The following is a 16,486-nucleotide window of genomic DNA, read 5'->3' on the forward strand; positions in this document are numbered from 1 at the left end:
GGGGATGCGCCTGTCAGGAGCGGGCTGGCTGATGCCTTGCCGCGGCTTGGCCGTGGCAGGCGAGGCGAGGCTTCGGGCGTGAGCGACGACCGGGGACGCCGCGTCAGCGGTGTCGCGGGGAGTTAATAAATGTCGCGCTGGTAGCGGTGCTGCCGGGCCAGCGCCACGATCCAGTCGCGGGCCTGGTCGGCGTTCATCTTGCCCTGCTGCATGGCGATCACGCGGAGGGCGGTGTCGACATCCTTCGCCATGCGCGAGGCGTCGCCGCAGACATAGACATGGGCGCCATCCTGCAGCCAACGCCAGAGATCGGCGGCGGACTCGCGCATGCGGTCTTGGACATAGACCTTCTGCACGCCGTCGCGGGACCAGGCGAGCGACAGGCTGGTGAGCAGGCCGTCCTCGCGCCAGGCCTCGATCTCCGGGCGGAAGAGGAAGTCGGTCGCGCTGCGCTGGTCGCCGAAGAAGAGCCAGTTGCGGCCCTGCGCACCGGTCGCCGCGCGGTGCTGGAGGAAGGCGCGGAAGGGGGCGATGCCGGTGCCGGGGCCGATCATGATGATGGGGGTTTCGGGGTTCTCAGGCAGACGGAAGTGGCTGGGGTGGATATGAGCGCGGAGGGGCTGGTCGGGCGTGGCGCGGAAGGCGAGGTGGCAGGAGGCGATGCCGTCGCGGCGGCGTTCGCGGCGCTCGGCCTGCACGACGCCGATGCAGAGTTCGACCTTGCCCGGGGTGGGGAGGGGCGAGGAGGCAATGGAGTAGAGGCGGGGCTTCAGCGCGGGGAGGGAGGCGATGAGGTCGACCAGGGGCGGGCGGGCGGAGGGGAAGGCCTGGAGGAGGTCGAGGAGGTCGGCGTCCTTCGGCTCGGCGTCGTCGTCGCCATCGGAGAGCTTGCGGAGCATGGCGGCTTCGCGCGGATCCTTCGCGGCGCCGGCCAGCAGGTCCGTCGTGCGGTCGAGGGGGCGCGCGATGTCACGCTCGCGCAGGAGGACGGGGCGGAAGGTGGGGTCGGCGGCGAGGGTGGCCATCACCGCATCGACCAAGGCGGGGTCGTTCTCGGCGGCGATGCCAAGGCTGTCGCCGGGCTGGTAGGCGAGGCCGGTGCCGGCGAGGTCGAGGGTGACGTGGCGCACGTCCTTGGCCGAGGCGGGGCCGGTCAGGCGGGTGGCGGCGAGGAAGCGAACGGGCTCGCCGAGGGGGCCGGTGGGTTTCGGCGGGGCCGGTACGGCGAGGGGGGCGGCTTCGGCGAGGAGAGATTTCAGTGCCTTCGCGGTCGGCTTGCCGCCGGGGACGCAGAGGGAGGCGGAGGTTTCGGCGCCGCTGGTTAGGGCCTCGGCGTAGGTCTGGCAGATGTAGCCGCACTGGCCGCAATCGAGCTGGGCCATGGCGGCCATCAGGCGGCGGGGCTTCGGCTTGCCTTCGGCCAGCGCCAGGCGCTCGGCGAGGTCGAGGGCGGGGTCGTGCCAGGGGAAGTCCTCCGCTTCCGGCGCGGGGGCGGGGGTCGCTTCGGCGCCGCCGTAGAGGCCGGCGAGGAAGCCGTTCAGCCAGGCGCGCTGGGCGGGGGTGAAGGGGGCCGATTCGGGAATCAGCGGGGTGGGGGAGATGGCGTTCATGCGGCCTCCAGGACCTGGGCGGCGGCGAGGGCGGTGAGGGCTTCGTCGGATTGGCGGGCGGACCAGAGGTGGAAGCTCTCGGCCTCGGCGCGGGTGCGCTGCCAGGCTTGCAGCAGGCTGAGCAGGATGGGGCCGAGCTCGTCATGGGCGACATGCTTACGGACCAGACGGCCGATCTTCTGCTCGGGACCGGCGCCGCCGCCGACATGCAGGTCGTAGCCTTCGACCATGTCCTCGCCGCGTTCGACCTTGGCGCCGATCAAGCCGATATCGGCGATGTAGTGCTGGGCGCAGGAGTGGTGGCAGCCAGTCAGGTGGATGTTGACCGGCTGGTCGATGGCGATGCGCGGCTCGAGGAAGTCCGCGAGCTCCGCCGCGTGGCGCTTGGTGTCGGCGGCGGCGAATTTGCAGCCGGCGGCGCCGGTGCAGGCGACGAGGCCGCCGCGGAGGGCGCTCGGCTCCCAGCCGAGGCCGAGGGCGGTGAGGCCGGATTTGAGGGCGGGGAGGTTGGCCTCGGGGATGTCGGACAGCAGGAGGTTCTGCCAGACGGTGAGGCGGATGGTGCCGCTGCCATGGCGCTCGGCGAGGGCGGCGAGGCCGCGGAGCTGCGCCGCAGTGAGGCGGCCAAGGCGGGTCGTCACGCCGATATAGAAGAGGCCGGGCTGCTTCTGGGGGTGGATGCCGATATGGCCGTGCTTCGCGGGCGTGGCAGGCGGGGTGGTGGTGGCGAGGCGGGGGAGGGTCTTGCCGAGGCGATCCTCGACGGCGTGGAGGAAGGCGCCGATGCCCATGCGGTCGAGGACATATTTCAGCCGGGCCTTGGCGCGGTCGGTACGGCAGCCCTCGGCGATGAAGACGCGGAGGATGGCGTCGCAGGTGGCGACCACATCCTCGGGCGGGATGGCGACGCCGGTGGCGCGGGCGAAGTCGCGGTGGCCGGTGATGCCGCCGAGATTAAGGCTGAAGCGGATGCCTTCGGCCGTCTCGATGGCGGTGAGCGCGATGTCGTTGGTCTCCTGCAGCACCTCCACCGCGCCGCCGCCGCTGAGCGCGATGTTGAACTTGCGCGGCAGGGCGAAGAGGTCGCGCGTCGCCAGGATGTGGTGGTGGAGGGCACGGACCAGGGGGCGGGTGTCGACCAGCTCGGCGGCGTCGATGCCGGCCGTCGGCGATGCGGTGATGTTGCGGATGTTGTCGGCGCCAGTGCCGCGCGGCAGCAAGCCGAGATCGCCGAGGCGCATCACCACCTCGGGGCCCTTCGCGGCCGGGATCTCGCGGTATTGCAGGTTGGCGCGCGTGGTGACGTCGGCATAGCCGCCGGCGCAGTCCTCGGCGATGTCGGCGATGCCGCGGAGCTGCCACGCGTTCAGGATGCCGCCGGGGATGCGGAGGCGGCACATGAAGGCGTCCTGCGCCGGGCCGACGTAGAACAGGCCGTGGTAGCGGCCGATGAAGTCCTCGATCGGCTTCGGGAAGCGGCCGGCGGCGGCGCGGGCGGCGAGCTCGTCCCAGCGGTCGAGGGGGTGGCGCTCGCGCTTGGCCTGCTCCTGGGGGACGAGCTTGCCGCCGGCGGCCAGCGTGCGGTCCTGGGCGGCGCGGAGGGCGTCGGCGGGGGCGGTGCCCTCCGAGGCCGGGGCGAGGCCGCCGCGGCGGGCCTCGACGCCGGCCATGAAGCCTTTCAGGTATTCCTGCTGTTCGGGGCTGAAACCGGTGTCGGGCATCAGGCGGCCTCCCGCACGAAGGCCGGACCCAAGGCGAGGGCCGACCGGAATCCCGCCACGCTGCGGCGGGTGGTGATGAGATCGAGGTAGAAGCCGGCATCCGTCGTGTCGCCGTAGAGGACGGCGCCGATGAGCCTTCCGTCGCGCAGCAGCAGGCGGCGGTAGCGCTCCTCCGCCTCGTCGCGGAGGGTGATGCACTCGGCCTCCGCGTCGGCGATGTCGCCGGCGGACCAGACGGCGGTACCGGAGACCTTCAGCGCCGTGGCATCGGCGCGGGGGGCCCAGGCGGCGGCCTCGCCAGCGATGGCGCGGGCTGCGACCTCGGCCTGCTCCAGCGCGGGGGCGACGAGGCCGATGCAGCGGCCGGCATGCTCGGCGCATTCGCCGATGGCGAAGATGGCGGGGTCGGCGGTGCGCATGGCGTCGTCCACGGTGATGGCGCGGGCCACGGGCAAGCCGGCCTCGCGGGCGAGGGCGATGTTGGGGCGGATGCCGACGGCCATCACCACCAGCTCGGCGGGGAGGCGGGTGCCATCGGCCAGCAGCACGGCGCGGGCGCGGTCCTCGCCTTCGATGGCGGTGGTGCTCGCCGGCATGGCGAAGCGGATGCCGCGGGTACCGAGGCGGGTGGTCAGCAGGGCGCCGGCCGCCGGGTCGAGCTGGCGTTCCATGGGCCAGCCGACGGCGTGGACGACCGTCACCCGCATGCCGCGGGCGGCGAGGCCGACGGCGGCCTCCAGGCCGAGCAGGCCGCCGCCGATCACCACCGCCCGGCCGCCGGTGCGGGCGGCGCGGAGCATGGCGCGGACGTCGTCCATGTCGCGGTAGAGGACGGTGCCGGGCAGCGTGGCGCCCGGCAGCGGCAGGCGGATGGCGGTGGAGCCGGTGGCGAGGACCAGCCGGTCATAGGGGAGGCGTTCGCCGCGGGTGGTGACGGCCTCGCCCGCGGCGCGGTCGAGGGCGGCGATGGGGGTGGCGGGGCGGTAGTGGATGCCTAAACGCCGCAGCATCGGCAGGGGGTGGGTGATGAGGGATTCGATGGTGGCGTCGCCTGTCAGCAGCTTCGACAGGGCGACGCGGTCATAGGGCAGCGCGGCCTCCGCGCCGGCGAGGGTGACGCGGGCTTCGGGCAGGCGCTCGGCGAGCCGGACGGCGCAGCGCGTGCCGGCCGGGCCCGCGCCGATGACGAGGATGCGCATGGTGCTGGGCCTCAGGCGGCGGCCAGCGCCGGGTTGGCGTGGCGGGCGTGGAGGAATTCCAGCACCGCCGTGCGCGCGGCGACGAAGCGCGGGTCGGCGGCGAGGGCCAGGCGGTCGCGGGGGCGGGGGAGGTCCACATCGAGGATCTCGCCGATGCGGGCGTTGGGGCCGTTGGTCAGCATGACGATGCGGTCGGACAGCAGCACGGCTTCGTCGACGTCGTGGGTGATCATCACCACGGTGGTGCCGCGGCTGGCGTGGATCTCCATCACCTGGTCCTGGAGGTGGGCGCGGGTCAGGGCGTCGAGGGCGCCGAAGGGCTCGTCGAGGAGCAGGACCTTGGGCTTCATCGACAAGGCGCGGGCGATGCCGATGCGCTGCTTCATGCCACCCGAGATTTCCGAAGGGCGCTTGTCCTTGGCGTGGGTCATGCGGACGAGGGCAAGGTTCTCCAGCACCCAGGCGTGGCGGTCGGCGCGGGACATCGTCTTGCTGAGCGTCTGGTCCACCGCCAGCTTGACGTTCTCGTAGCAGGTCAGCCAGGGCAGCAGGCTGTGGTTCTGGAAGACGACGGCGCGGTCGGGGCCGGGGCCCTCGATCTCGCGGCCTTCGAGCACCACGCCGCCCGCCGTGGCGGGGAGGAGGCCGGCGATGACGTTCAGCAGCGTGCTTTTCCCGCAGCCGCTGTGGCCGATGACGGCGACGTATTCGCCGCGGGCGATCTGCAGGTCGATCTCGCGGAGAACGGGGACCGGCGTCTTGGGGAAGGCGACGGAGAGCTGGGAGATGTCGAGGAAGCGGTCCATCTGCTGTTCTCCCTTACGAGGCCGAGGTGCCGCGGGTGGCGAAGCGGCCGACGAGGGCCACGATGCGGTCGAGCGCGAAGCCGACCAGGCCGACATAGGTGAGGGCCACGATGATGTCGGAGAGGTTGGAGCTGTTCCAGGCATCCCAGATGAAGAAGCCGATGCCAACGCCGCCGATCAGCATCTCGGCGGCGATGATCGCCAGCCAGGAGAGGCCGATGCCGATCTTGAGGCCGGTGAAGATGTAGGGGGCGGCGGCCGGCAGCACGATCTTCCAGAAGAAGGCGGGGCCGCGGAGGCGGATCACCGCGGCGACGTTGCGGTAGTCCTGCGGCACGTTGCGCACGCCGACCGCGGTGTTGATGATGATCGGCCAGATCGAGGTGATGAAGATCACGAAGATCGCCGAAGGCTGCGCCTCGCGGAAGGCGGCCAGCGAGAGGGGCAGCCAGGCGAGCGGCGGGACGGTGCGGAGGACCTGGAAGATCGGGTCGAGGCCGCGCATGGCGAAGTCCGAGGTGCCGATCAAGAGGCCCGTCAGGATGCCGGCCAGCGCCGCGAGGGCGAAGCCGAGGGCGACGCGTTGCAGGCTCGCCAGCAGGTGCCAGAACAATCCCTTGTCGAGGCCACCGTTGTCGAAGAAGGGGTCGGTGATGAGGTCGCGCGCATCCGTCCAGACCTTGCTCGGCGGGGGCAGCGTGGCGCCGGGGCCGCTGGCGGCGAATTCCCAGAGGGCGGCGAGGGCGAGCACCACCAGAAGCGGCGGGATCGCCTGCGCCAGGATGGGGCGGAGGCGCGAGGCGCGCGGCAGGGCGGCGAAGCTCGCCGGCGCCGAGAGGGCGGCCGGGGCGGTGGCCGCCGGCTTCTGGGCCAACATGGTCATCGCTCAGGCTCCGGCGAGTTTCTTGATGGAAAGGGAGGCGAGATAGGCGGCGGGGTTCTCCGGGTCGAAGACCTTGCCGTCGAAGAAGGTCTCGCGGCCGCGGCTGGTGCCGGTGGGCATCTCCCCAGCGGGGACGCCGGCGCGCTCGGCGGCGGCGCGCCAGATGGACTCGCGGTTGACCTGGGCAATGAGGGCCTTGGTGTCGGTGGATTCGGGGAGGATGCCCCAGCGGATGTCCTCGGTGAGGAACCAGAGGTCGTGGCTCGGATAGGGGTAGCTGGCGTGGTCGCGCCAGAACTTCATCAGCAGGGGGCTCGCTTCCACCTTGCGGCCGTCGCCGTAGTCGATGTTGCCGAGGCTGCGGTTGAGGATGTCGGCGACGGGCACGTTGAACCAGGCGCGGCGGCCGATGATGGCGCACATCTCGGCCTTGTTCACGGCCTCGTCGCACCAGCGCTGCGCCTCGATGACGGCGGCGGTGAGCGCCGTCGCGGCGTTGGGGTGCTTCTCCACCCAGTCGGCGCGGAGGCCGAGGGACTTCTCCGGATGGTCGCGCCAGAGTTCGCCGGTGACGGCGGCGGTGAAGCCGATCTTCTGGTTGACGAGCTGGTCGTTCCAGGGCTCGCCGACGCAGAAGGCGTCCATGGTGCCGACCTTCATGTTGGCGACCATCTGCGGCGGCGGGACGACGATGGTCTGCACCTCGCGGTCCGGGTCGATGCCGCCGGCCGCCAGCCAGTAGCGGATCCAGAGGTCGTGCGTGCCGCCGCGGAAGGTCATGGCGACCTTGCTCTCCTGCGTCAGGGCGCGCTTCAGGCTGCTGGAGTTGATGGTCGGCTTCAGCGCCTTGTGCTTCTCGCCGACCGAGAGCGCCTGGCCGTTGGTGTTCAGCCGGGCGGTGATGACCATCGGCACCGGCTGGTTGTTCTGCGTCACGCGCCCGGCGGTCATCAGGTAGGGGAGCGGCGTCAGGATATGCGCGCCGTCGATGCCGCCGCGCTCGCCGCCGAGGACGAGGTTGTCGCGCGTCGCGCCCCAGCTCGCCTGCTTCGAGACTTCCACATCGGGCATGCCGTGCCTGGCGAAGAGGCCCTTTTCCTTGGCGATGATGAGGGGGGCGGCGTCGGTCAGCGCGATGTAGCCGAGCACGGCCTTCTTCACCTCGGGCGTGGTCGCGCGTTGGGCGTGGGCGCCGCGGGGCGTGGCGGCGCGGGCGGCGGCGAGGAGGGCGGCCGTCGCGGTGAGGGCGGTGCGGCGGGTGAGGCTCATCTCAGGCGTGCTCCAGGCTGTCGGTCAGCGGCGAGGATGGGGGTGGCGGGGGCGCGGGCGGCTCGGCCTCGTGCAGGCGGGCGGCGGCGGCACGCCAGATCTCCTGGCGCCAGGGGGCGAGGGCCAGGCTGTCGCTGACCGCGGCGGGGACGTGGCCCCAGCGGCGCATCTGGCGGAGGAACCAGGCGGCCTGCTCGCGGCGCGGCAGCGTCGCGTTGTGGAAGCGGAGCGGGGCGTCGAGGGGGAGGCCCTCGGCGGTGCCCTCGAAGGCGGCGGCGATCTCGGTGCGGTCGAGCTTGGGGAAGGCGCGGCGGCGGAGGATGTTCACCGCCTCGGCCTGGTTGGCCGGCTCGTCCAGCCAGCGGGCGGCGGCGATGACGGCGGCGGTGCAGGCCGTCGCGCTCTCCGGGTCGCGCGTGGCGTAGGCAGTGTCGAAGGCGAGGACCTTCTCGGGGTGGTTCGGCCAGATGTCGCCAGAGGACAGCGCGATGCGGCCGGCGCCGAGGGCGGCGGCATGGCTGCCCCAGGGCTCGCCGGCGCAGAAGCCGTCGATCTCGCCCTCGGCCAGGCGCTGGGCGACCATCGGCGGCGGGACGACGGTGAGGCGGAGGTCGCGGTCGGGGTCGAGCCCGCCTTTGGCCAGCCAGTAGCGCAGCAGGTAGCTGTGCGAGGAGAAAGGGAAGACGACGGCGATCGTCAGCGGTGGCCTGCCTGCCGCGGCGCGCCGGCGGACCAGGGCGGCGAAGCTGGCGGCGGCGAGCGGGCTGGGGAAGCGTCCGAGGTCCTGCGCCAGTCTGTTCGACAGGGTGACGGTGTTGCCGTTGGCACCGAGCCCGGCGGCAATCGTGACCTGGGCGCGAACGCCGGTGAGGCCGGCGGCGAGCGCGATCGGCATGGGACCCAGCAGGTGGGCGGCGTCGAGCGCGCCGAAGGCCAACTTGTCGCGCAGCGCCGCCCATGAGGGCTCGGCCGAGAGGGTCACGCGGAGACCGACGGCATCGAACAGTCCGAGTTCCTGCGCTGCAAGCAGCGGCGCGGCGTCGGTCAGCGGGACGAAGCCGAGGCGGAGGGTACGGAGAACCGGGCGGCGGAGCGTCGGGCGGGGGGCGTCGTCGGCATCGAGCGGCACGAGGCGGTCCTCCGGCCCGGGAAGGGCCAGGTGCGGGCCGCCATTGGACCGCGGGTGGATCGGGCGCGGGCCCCGCTCGGGGCCGGTGCGATGCACGCCGTTGCGCATCGCCTCGCCGCTGCAATGCACCAGAAGCCGGAGCGACGGGTCAAGAAGAAAATGCGATAAGAATAGGCAGAAAGACGTGGAGGCACAGTTCTGGTTTATTATGTGGGCATAATGCCTAATCTGCGTCCACGAGAAGCGCTGCGAGGATGGGGATTCGCAGTCCGCGATCCATCGCCATGCGGCGGAGGCGCTTATAGGCATCGGGCTCGGTGAGGCGGTGGCGGGACATCAGCAGCGCCTTGGCGCGGTCCACCAGCTTGCGCTCATCGAGGTCGCGGCGGGCGGTAGCAAGCTCCTCGCGCAGCGCCTGATGGGCGCGGAAGCGGCGGATGGCGACCTCGATCACTGGGCGCATGCGGGCGGGGGCCATGCCTTCCACCACATAGGCCGAGACGCCGGCGGCCAGCGCCGCCTCGATCTGCTCCGGCTCGGCCTTCTCGGCGAAGAGGATGACGGGGCGGGGCTCGTCGCGGTGGAGGGCGTCCATGCCCTCCAGCTCGTCGCGCGAAGGGTCGTCGAGGCCGCAGACGATGACCTCGGCGCCGGTGTCGCGGACATGCCGCGTCAGGTCGCGCGTGCCCGAGGCGATGGCGACAACGGTGCAGCCGGTGGCGGAGAGGCCGGCCTCGACGGCGGCCGCCCGCTCCGGGTCACTGTCCACAAGCAAGACGCGCAGCACGCGAGCTCCCCGGTCGATCCGGTCGCCGACAAGCATGGATCGTGCCGCGGCACGAAGGCGGCGGCGCTTGACCCCGGGGGCGGGGGAGCCAGTATCCGCAAGGCGGAGGGGAAAGGCGCCATGGAGGGCATCCTGGTCATCGGCGGGGGCATCGGGGGGCTGACCCTCGCCCTCGGCCTGCACCGCAGCGGCATCCCCTGCCGGGTGGTCGAGGCGGTGGCGGAGGTCAAGCCGCTCGGCGTCGGGGTGAACATCCTGCCGCGTGCCGCGGCCGAACTGGCGCGGCTCGGCCTCGAGGATGATTTGCTCAGGCAGTGCGTGCTGACGGATGAGGCGAATTTCTTCAACCGGTTCGGGCAGCTGATCCACCGCGAGCCGCTCGGCCGGGCAGCGGGCTACGACCACCCGCAGATGTCGCTCCACCGGGCGGACCTGCACGGCGTGCTGCTGGCCGCCGTGCGGGAGCGGCTGGGGAAGGAGGCGGTGCTGCTCGACCGGCGGGTGGCGCGGGTGGAGCAGGACGAGGATGGCGTCACCATCCACTTCACCCCGGGGCGCGGCGGGGCGACGCCGGAGCCGCTGCGGGGCAGTGCGGCGATCGGGGCGGATGGCATCCATTCCGTGCTGCGGCGGCAATTCTACCCGAATGAGGGCGAGCCGAAATACACCGGCTACAACATGTGGCGGGGCGTGACGCGCTGGACGCCGATCCTGACGGGCGCGAGCGTGACGCGGGCGGGCTGGCTGAAGACCGGCAAGATGGTGATCTGCCCCATCCGCCGCGATGTCGATGACGAGGGACGGCAGCTCATCAACTGGGTCTTCGAGGTGGAAACGGAGAAGCACCGTTCCCGCCGCGACTGGAACCGGCCGGGCGAGGTGGAGGATGTCATCGCCTATGTGCGGGATTGGGTCTTCGACTGGCTCGACCTGCCCTCGATGCTGCGCGCTTCCGACGTGGTGCTGGAATTCCCGATGGTGGACCAGGACCCGCTGCCGCGCTGGAGCTTCGGGCGGCTGACCTTGCTCGGCGATGCGGCGCATCCGATGGTGCCACGAGGGTCGAACGGGGCGATGCAGTCCATCCTCGATGCGCGCTGCCTGGCGGACCGGCTGGCGCAGCATGTGGACGACCCGGAGACGGCGTTGAAGGCCTATGAGGCGGAACGGCTGCCGGCGACGACGCAGGTGGTGCTGACCAACCGCAAGGTGCCGCCGGATGCGATCCTCGGCGAGGTCTATGCGCGGACGGGCGACCGGCCCTTCGCACGGATCGAGGATGTGATGTCGCGCGAGGAGATGCTGGCCTTCACGGGTGGCTACATGCGCGGGGCGGGCTATGATCCGGGCACACTCAAGGCATGGGCCTGACCATCATGGACAATAGCGAAGCGATCTGGCGGCTGGTGGATGCGAAGCGGGGCGGCTTCGAGGCGCTCTCCGACCGTGTCTGGGGCATGCCCGAACTCGCCTATACAGAGACGCGCTCCTGCGCGGAGCACACCGCGATGCTGCGCGAGCAGGGCTTCCGCGTCACCGAGACGGTGGCGGGCATCCCGACCGCGGTGATGGGCGAGGCGGGCGAGGGCGGGCCTGTGATCGCCATCCTCGGCGAGTATGACGCGTTGCCGGGCCTTTCCCAGGAGGCGGGGGTCGCCGAGCCGCGGCCGCTGCCGGGGCCGGGCTTCGGCCATGGCTGCGGGCACAACCTGCTGGGCTCGGCCTCGCTACTGGCGGCGACGGCGGTGAAGGAGTGGCTGGCGGAGAACAACCTGCCCGGACGGGTGCGGTACTACGGGTGTCCTGCGGAGGAAGGCGGGGCAGCGAAGGGCTTCATGGTCCGTGACGGCGCCTTCAAGGATGTCGATGTCGCCATCTCCTGGCATCCGGCGGCCTTCGCCGCGGTGCAGGAGGCCGTCAGCCTCGCCAATACGCGGATCGACTTCTCTTTCGTGGGCCGCGCCAGCCATGCGGCGGCGGCGCCGCATCTGGGGCGGAGCGCGCTGGATGCCGTCGAGTTGATGAATGTCGGCGTCAACTACATGCGCGAGCACATGCCGAGCGATGCGCGCATCCACTACGCCTATCTCGATGCGGGCGGCGTCGCGCCCAACGTCGTGCAGCCGACGGCCAAGGTGCGCTACCTGATCCGGGCGCGGGACCTCGTCGAGCTGCGGCGGCTGATCGAGCGGGTGCGCAAGGTCGCCGACGGGGCGGCGCTGATGACGGAGACCAAGGTCTCGTCGAAGGTCGTCTCGGGCGTCTCCAACCTGCTCGGCAATGGGCCGCTGGAGCGGGCGATGCAGAACAACCTCGACCGGCTGGGGCCGCCGCCCTTCGACGACCTCGACCGGGCGCGGGCCGCCGAGTTCCAGGCGACGCTGACCGAGGAAGACATCGCGGCCTCCTGGCGGCGGATCGGGCTGCCGATGCGCAAGGGCGTGTCGCTCTGCGACGTCGTCGTGCCGCTCGAGGTGCGGGGAGCGCCGATGATGGGCTCGACGGATGTGGGCGACGTCTCCTGGGTGGTGCCGACCGTGCAGGCACGGGGCTCGACCTATGCGATCGGCACGCCGGGGCATTCCTGGCAGCTCACCGCGCAGGGCAAGCTGCCAGCGGCGCACAAGGGCATGGTGCATGTGGCGAAGGTGATGGCGGGCACGGCGGTCGACTGCCTGCGCGACCCGGGGCTGATCGAGGCGGCGAAGGCCGATCTCGCTGCAAGGACGGCGGCCAACCCTTACGAGCCGGTGCTGTCGCCCGATGTGCAGCCGCCCTTCGACATGTCCGTGACGGCGGCCTGATATGGCACAGCTCACCGAGACGGCGCGCGGCGTCTTCGTCATCGCGCCGACGCCGTTCACGCCGGAGGGCGCGCTCGACCTCGGCAGCACGGACCGGATGGTGGAGGCCTATCTCGCCGCCGGGGCAAGCGGGCTGACCATCCTCGGCATCATGGGGGAAGCGCCGAAGCTGGATGCGGCGGAGGCGGTGGAGTTCACCGCCCGCGTGTTGCGCCGGGTGGATGGCCGGGTGCCGGTGGTGGTCGGCGTCTCGTCACCGGGCTTCGCCAGCATGGCCTCGCTGTCGCGGAGTGCGATGGATGCGGGTGCGGCGGGGGTGATGATCGCACCGACGCCGGGGCTGAAGGGAGATGACGCGGTTGTCTCCTACATCGCCGGCGCCGCGGAGGCGGTGGGTGAGGCGCCCTATGTGCTGCAGGACTATCCGCAGGCGAACGGCATCTTCATGTCGGTCGAGATGATCCGGCGCATGGCGGAGGACCCGCGCCTCGTCATGGTGAAGGCGGAGGACTGGCCGGGGCTCGACAAGATCAGCGCGCTGCGGCGGCTGTCCGACGAGGGGCGGATGCGGCGCGTCAGCATCCTCGGCGGGCTCGGCGGGCAGTTCCTGCCGGAGGAGCTGTCGCGCGGTGCGGATGGCATCATGACCGGCTATGGCGTGCCGGAGATGCTGGTGCGGGTCTGCGAGATGATGGCGAGGGGGGAGCGCGACGCGGCGCAGGACCTCTTCGACCTGCATCTGCCGCTGATCCGGACCGAGCTGCAGCCGGGGCTTGGGCTTGCCGTCCGGAAATACGTGCTGATGCGGCGCGGCATAATTGCCTCCGACGCGCTACGGCGGCCGGGGCCGAAGCTTTCGGCCGAGACGCGGGCGGAGGTGGATTACCTGCTCGCGCGGCTGGCGGCACGGGACCCGGTGGTCACTCCCTGAACTCGGGCGGCGGGTCGTCGAGGCCCGCCGGCGGCATCGCCAAGGGGTCGCGCAACAAGAGGTTGGGGTCGTTCTCGGCCACTTTGTTGACGCGGCTGGTGACGGGCCAGGCGAGGGTCAGCTCGGGCGGGTAGGGCTTCAGCAAGGCGAGGAGATCTTCGGGTTCGGCGGGGGTTTCGCCGAGCCAGGCGGGCCAGGCCTCGCGCGGCAGGATCATCGGCATGCGGTGGTGCATGGCGGCGAGCTTCTCGTTCGCCTCGCCGGTGACGATGGTGCAGGTGCGGAGAATGCTGCCGTCGGGGGCGCGCCAGCCTTCCCAGAGGCCGGCGAGCGCCATGGGCTCGCCGCCGGCCAGCGCCACGGCGAAGGGCTGCTTCGCCTTGCCCTCGGTGCGCCATTCGTAGAAGCCGTCGGCGGTGACGAGGCAGCGGCGCTTGCGGAAGGCCTCGCGGAAGGAGGGTTTCTCCGTGATGCCCTCGGAGCGGGCATTGATCATCTTGCTGCCGACCGAGGGGTCGCTGGTCCAGCGGGGGACGAGGCCCCAACGCAAGGGGTCCAGGTGGCGGGCGCCGGTCTCGGGATGGCGGCGGACGACCAGCGCATCCTGCGTCGGGGCGCGGTTCCAGCTCGGGGGCGTGTTGGGGAAGGGGTTCAGCGTCTCGAAGTAGCGGGCGACGGAGGCCGGGCCGCGCTGCTGGAAGTATCGTCCGCACATCGGCGCAGTCTACAGCATGGGTGGAGGAATGCGATGGCGGAGCTCGAGATCATCGGCGTGGCGCGGAGCACCTATGTGTGGGCCTGCCGGATGGTCTGCGCGGAGAAGGGCGTCCCACATCTCCACACGAGGGGATGGCCGGGAACGCCGGAGATGCGGGCGCTGCATCCCTTCGGGAAGATTCCGGCGATGCGGCATGGCGAGGTGGTGCTCTACGAGTCGAAGGCGATCTGCACCTATATCGACCGGGTGTTTTCCGGGCCGAGGCTCATCCCGGAGGAGCCGGTGGCGCAGGCGCTGGTGGAGCAATGGGTTTCGGTGGTGAATACAGTGATCGATCCGCTCTGCATCCGGCGGTATCTCTATGCGCATGTGTTCCCAGGGACCGGGGACGGGGCGTCGGACCGTGGGGCGATCGAGGCGGCGGTGCCGGGGGTGCGGGAGCAGCTTGGCTTCCTCGGCCGGAGCGTGGCGCCGACGGGGCATCTGGTGGGGGAGGGGTTCACGCTGGCGGATGCGAACCTGCTGCCGATCCTCTACTACCTGGCGCGGTTGCCGGAGGCCGGGGCGATCATAGCCGGCCTGCCGGCGCTGGCGAGTTACCTGACGCGGCATCTGGCGCGGCCGAGCGTTGCATCGACGGAGCCCCCACCGCCGAAACAGCGCTGACTCGAAGGGGCCAGGGGGTGAACCTATAGGTTCAACCGGCCCTTGGCATGGGGAGTTCGAGGGGGACAGGGTCCCCCTCGTCTCTCAGGCCTTCCACCAGTTTTTCCGCGCCTCGTGCAGCGCATCATGCGGCCCGATGCCGATATCGCGGAGCATGCGCGGCTCCATCTCCTGCAGGTACTGCCGCTCGCGGTGCCGGGCCAGGCCGAGCCGCAGCCAGGCCGTGACGCGGACGCGCAGCGGGCGCCGGGTCAGGCTGGCGGGAGGGGCGAGGGCGAGCGTGCGAAGGGCGGTTTGCATGGCTCCATCTCCTGGACTGGCATTGCGGAGGGTGGAGCGGACCGATCTTGCGGTCCCGGTACGGGCAGGCGGATGCCGGGGGAACTGTACCGGTTGGCGGGTGGTACAGTGCGTCGCGCCACCGGGACGGTGATGCTTGCGGAAGCGGGCTGGGGGGCGGCAGGCTGGGGGCATGTCGGACACGCTGCCGCTGGCCCATTCACTGGCGACGCTGAGGCTCGACCGCGATGAGCCGGTGGTGGAGCAGATCGTCGAGAAGCTCGGCGGGATGATCCGCGGCGGTGCCCTCGCCGCCGGGGTGCGGCTGCCCTCCGTACGGGCGATGGCGGGGCGGCTCGGATGCAGCGTCCACTCGGTCGTCGAGGCTTATGACCGGCTGGGAGCGATGGGGTTGGTGGCGCCGCGGCCGGGGGCGGGAACCTTCGTCGCCACTATCGGGCCGCAGCCGGCAGGGCGGGGCGCGGACCCGGATGTGGGGGACGAGGCGGTCAGCCTCCGCGGCTCCGGGCCGCCGGCGTTGTGGAAGCCGGGCAACGGCTACCTGCCGGAAGGCTGGCTGCGCGAGGCCTGGCCGGCCGCCGTGCTGCACCGGGTGCAGCGGCGGATGCCGGAGCTGCTGGCCTGCGACGGCACGGCGCGGGGGGACGGGGCGCTGCGCGAGCAGATCGCGGTGCGGCTGGCCGGGATGGCGATGCCGGTCTCGCCGGATTGCCTGCTGACGACGCTCGGGGGCACGCAGGCGCTCGACCTCGTCATCCGCACGCAGTTGCAGCCCGGGGACACGGTCCTGGCGGAGGATCCCGGCTACTTCAAATTCTACACCATGCTGGAGCGGGCCGGGGTGCGGTTGCATCCGGTGCCCTGGACGCCCGAGGGGCCGGACCTGGAGGCGGTGGAGCAGGCCTGCCGGGCGGTGCGGCCGAAGCTCTTCCTGGTGCAGAGCGTGCTGCACAACCCGACCGGCTGGACGGCCTCGGCGGCGACGCTGCACCGGCTGCTGCTGATCGCCGAGCGGCACGGGTTGCTGCTGGTCGAGGACGACACCTATGCCGACCTGCATCCCGGCCATCCGGTGCGGCTGCTGCAATTGGCCGGCGGGCGGGGACTGATCTACCTTTCCTCCTTCACCAAGATGGTGGGGCCGGCGACGCGGCTCGGCTTCATCGCCGCCGAGCGGCCGATCATCGAGGCGCTGCTGCAGGCGAAGCTGCTCTCGGCGCCCGCCTTGCCGCCGCTGATGGAGGCGCTGGTGGCGGAACTGCTGGCCTCTGGCCGGTACCGGCGCTGGCTCGACCGGCTGCGGCCGAAGCTGGCGGCGGCGCGGGCGCAGGCGGTGGTACGCCTCACGGCGCTCGGCTTCGGGCTGGCGGCGGAAGGAGAGCCGGGGCTCTTCCTCTGGGCGGGGCTGCCGCCGGGTTGCGACCCCGAGGCGGTCTACCAGGCAGCGCTCGACCGCGGGCTGCTGCTGGCGCGCGGCTCGCTGTTCCGGCCGGAGCGTGGGGAGAGCCGGCACCTGCGCTTCAACGCGGCACGGTCCTCGGAGCCCCGGATGTTCGAGGCGCTGGAGGCGGCGCTCAGGATGGCTGGGCGGAATGCGGGTATCGGCTGACGGGGCGCCTGGTACCTCCGCCAGGTTCCGCGCGCTCATGGCGTCGCTGCCTGA

General features: G+C 71.7%; 15 protein-coding genes. 5 read left to right on the forward strand and 10 right to left on the reverse strand.

The window, feature by feature from the left end; genetic code table 11:
• Nucleotides 1-122: 122 nt before the first annotated feature.
• The 8 genes from LH62_RS15895 to LH62_RS15930 form a co-directional block, all read right to left on the reverse strand.
• Nucleotides 123-1,610, reverse strand: coding sequence for a sulfite reductase subunit alpha (locus LH62_RS15895; RefSeq protein ID WP_043362879.1), 1,488 nt, complete (start codon nt 1,608-1,610; stop codon nt 123-125).
• Nucleotides 1,607-3,331, reverse strand: a complete 1,725-nt coding sequence (locus LH62_RS15900) for a NirA family protein (protein WP_043362882.1) — start codon at nt 3,329-3,331, stop codon at nt 1,607-1,609. The genes LH62_RS15895 and LH62_RS15900 overlap by 4 nt, the downstream gene beginning before the upstream one ends.
• Entirely contained in the window at nt 3,331-4,530 is a 1,200-nt protein-coding gene (locus tag LH62_RS15905; RefSeq protein ID WP_052214565.1) for an NAD(P)/FAD-dependent oxidoreductase, read from the reverse strand. Before LH62_RS15905 ends, LH62_RS15900 begins: the two co-directional genes overlap by 1 nt.
• Nucleotides 4,531-4,541: 11 nt before the next feature.
• The gene (locus LH62_RS15910; protein ID WP_043362883.1) at nt 4,542-5,336 is read right to left on the reverse strand and encodes an ABC transporter ATP-binding protein; all 795 of its coding nucleotides are present in this window, start codon (nt 5,334-5,336) and stop codon (nt 4,542-4,544) included.
• 13 nt (nt 5,337-5,349) lie between these two features.
• The gene (gene ntrB, locus LH62_RS15915) at nt 5,350-6,219 is read right to left on the reverse strand and encodes a nitrate ABC transporter permease (protein ID WP_043362885.1); all 870 of its coding nucleotides are present in this window, start codon (nt 6,217-6,219) and stop codon (nt 5,350-5,352) included.
• Nucleotides 6,220-6,222: 3 nt separating this feature from the next.
• Nucleotides 6,223-7,488 (reverse strand): CmpA/NrtA family ABC transporter substrate-binding protein, encoded by a 1,266-nt coding sequence (locus LH62_RS15920; protein ID WP_043362887.1) that lies wholly within the window; start codon nt 7,486-7,488, stop codon nt 6,223-6,225.
• A gap of 1 nt (nt 7,489) precedes the next feature.
• Entirely contained in the window at nt 7,490-8,713 is a 1,224-nt protein-coding gene (locus LH62_RS15925; RefSeq protein ID WP_160299842.1) for a CmpA/NrtA family ABC transporter substrate-binding protein, read from the reverse strand.
• A gap of 127 nt (nt 8,714-8,840) precedes the next feature.
• Nucleotides 8,841-9,404 carry an ANTAR domain-containing response regulator gene (locus LH62_RS15930; RefSeq protein ID WP_043365943.1) on the reverse strand — a complete coding sequence of 188 codons (564 nt, stop codon included), beginning with the start codon at nt 9,402-9,404 and terminating at the stop codon, nt 8,841-8,843.
• Nucleotides 9,405-9,524: 120 nt separating this feature from the next.
• Here LH62_RS15930 and LH62_RS15935 point away from each other — a divergent pair, with 120 nt between their 5' ends.
• Genes LH62_RS15935 through LH62_RS15945 form a run of 3 tightly spaced genes read left to right on the forward strand, consistent with a single transcriptional unit; the run spans nt 9,525 to nt 13,139 of the window.
• Complete coding sequence (locus tag LH62_RS15935) at nt 9,525-10,775, forward strand: flavin-dependent oxidoreductase (protein ID WP_043362889.1); 1,251 nt, start codon at nt 9,525-9,527, stop codon at nt 10,773-10,775.
• Nucleotides 10,776-10,780: 5 nt separating this feature from the next.
• Nucleotides 10,781-12,208, forward strand: coding sequence for a M20 family metallopeptidase (locus LH62_RS15940; RefSeq protein WP_043365944.1), 1,428 nt, complete (start codon nt 10,781-10,783; stop codon nt 12,206-12,208).
• A 1-nt stretch (nt 12,209) separates the two neighbouring features.
• A complete protein-coding gene (locus tag LH62_RS15945) occupies nt 12,210-13,139 on the forward strand; it encodes a dihydrodipicolinate synthase family protein (protein WP_043362890.1) in 930 nt (309 codons plus the stop codon).
• Here LH62_RS15945 and LH62_RS15950 read toward each other — a convergent pair.
• A complete protein-coding gene (locus LH62_RS15950) occupies nt 13,129-13,854 on the reverse strand; it encodes an SOS response-associated peptidase (protein WP_043362892.1) in 726 nt (241 codons plus the stop codon). The genes LH62_RS15945 and LH62_RS15950 overlap by 11 nt on opposite strands.
• 33 nt (nt 13,855-13,887) lie before the next feature.
• Here LH62_RS15950 and LH62_RS15955 point away from each other — a divergent pair, with 33 nt between their 5' ends.
• On the forward strand, nt 13,888-14,523 hold the full coding sequence (locus LH62_RS15955; protein WP_043362894.1) for a glutathione S-transferase family protein: 636 nt from the start codon (nt 13,888-13,890) through the stop codon (nt 14,521-14,523).
• A gap of 84 nt (nt 14,524-14,607) precedes the next feature.
• Here LH62_RS15955 and LH62_RS31170 read toward each other — a convergent pair whose 3' ends face one another.
• The gene (locus LH62_RS31170; RefSeq protein WP_043362896.1) at nt 14,608-14,823 is read right to left on the reverse strand and encodes a DUF1127 domain-containing protein; all 216 of its coding nucleotides are present in this window, start codon (nt 14,821-14,823) and stop codon (nt 14,608-14,610) included.
• A gap of 172 nt (nt 14,824-14,995) precedes the next feature.
• Here LH62_RS31170 and LH62_RS15965 point away from each other — a divergent pair, with 172 nt between their 5' ends.
• The gene (locus tag LH62_RS15965) at nt 14,996-16,432 is read left to right on the forward strand and encodes a PLP-dependent aminotransferase family protein (protein ID WP_052214567.1); all 1,437 of its coding nucleotides are present in this window, start codon (nt 14,996-14,998) and stop codon (nt 16,430-16,432) included.
• Nucleotides 16,433-16,486: the final 54 nt, after the last annotated feature.

It is taken from the genome of Belnapia sp. F-4-1 (assembly GCF_000802185.1).
Taxonomy (GTDB): Bacteria; Pseudomonadota; Alphaproteobacteria; order Acetobacterales; family Acetobacteraceae; genus Belnapia.

What these genes read in the sequence shown, in the direction of transcription:
- LH62_RS15920 (WP_043362887.1), bottom strand. Translation starts at nt 7,488, where the DNA reads ATGAGCCTCACCCGCCGCACCGCCCTCACCGCGACGGCCGCCCTCCTC.
- LH62_RS15895 (WP_043362879.1), bottom strand. Translation starts at nt 1,610, where the DNA reads ATGAACGCCATCTCCCCCACCCCGCTGATTCCCGAATCGGCCCCCTTC.
- LH62_RS15950 (WP_043362892.1), bottom strand. Translation starts at nt 13,854, where the DNA reads ATGTGCGGACGATACTTCCAGCAGCGCGGCCCGGCCTCCGTCGCCCGC.
- LH62_RS15900 (WP_043362882.1), bottom strand. Translation starts at nt 3,331, where the DNA reads ATGCCCGACACCGGTTTCAGCCCCGAACAGCAGGAATACCTGAAAGGC.
- LH62_RS15940 (WP_043365944.1), top strand. Translation starts at nt 10,781, where the DNA reads ATGGACAATAGCGAAGCGATCTGGCGGCTGGTGGATGCGAAGCGGGGC.
- LH62_RS15965 (WP_052214567.1), top strand. Translation starts at nt 14,996, where the DNA reads ATGTCGGACACGCTGCCGCTGGCCCATTCACTGGCGACGCTGAGGCTC.
- LH62_RS15935 (WP_043362889.1), top strand. Translation starts at nt 9,525, where the DNA reads ATGGAGGGCATCCTGGTCATCGGCGGGGGCATCGGGGGGCTGACCCTC.
- ntrB (WP_043362885.1), bottom strand. Translation starts at nt 6,219, where the DNA reads ATGACCATGTTGGCCCAGAAGCCGGCGGCCACCGCCCCGGCCGCCCTC.
- LH62_RS31170 (WP_043362896.1), bottom strand. Translation starts at nt 14,823, where the DNA reads ATGCAAACCGCCCTTCGCACGCTCGCCCTCGCCCCTCCCGCCAGCCTG.
- LH62_RS15955 (WP_043362894.1), top strand. Translation starts at nt 13,888, where the DNA reads ATGGCGGAGCTCGAGATCATCGGCGTGGCGCGGAGCACCTATGTGTGG.
- LH62_RS15945 (WP_043362890.1), top strand. Translation starts at nt 12,210, where the DNA reads ATGGCACAGCTCACCGAGACGGCGCGCGGCGTCTTCGTCATCGCGCCG.
- LH62_RS15905 (WP_052214565.1), bottom strand. Translation starts at nt 4,530, where the DNA reads ATGCGCATCCTCGTCATCGGCGCGGGCCCGGCCGGCACGCGCTGCGCC.
- LH62_RS15910 (WP_043362883.1), bottom strand. Translation starts at nt 5,336, where the DNA reads ATGGACCGCTTCCTCGACATCTCCCAGCTCTCCGTCGCCTTCCCCAAG.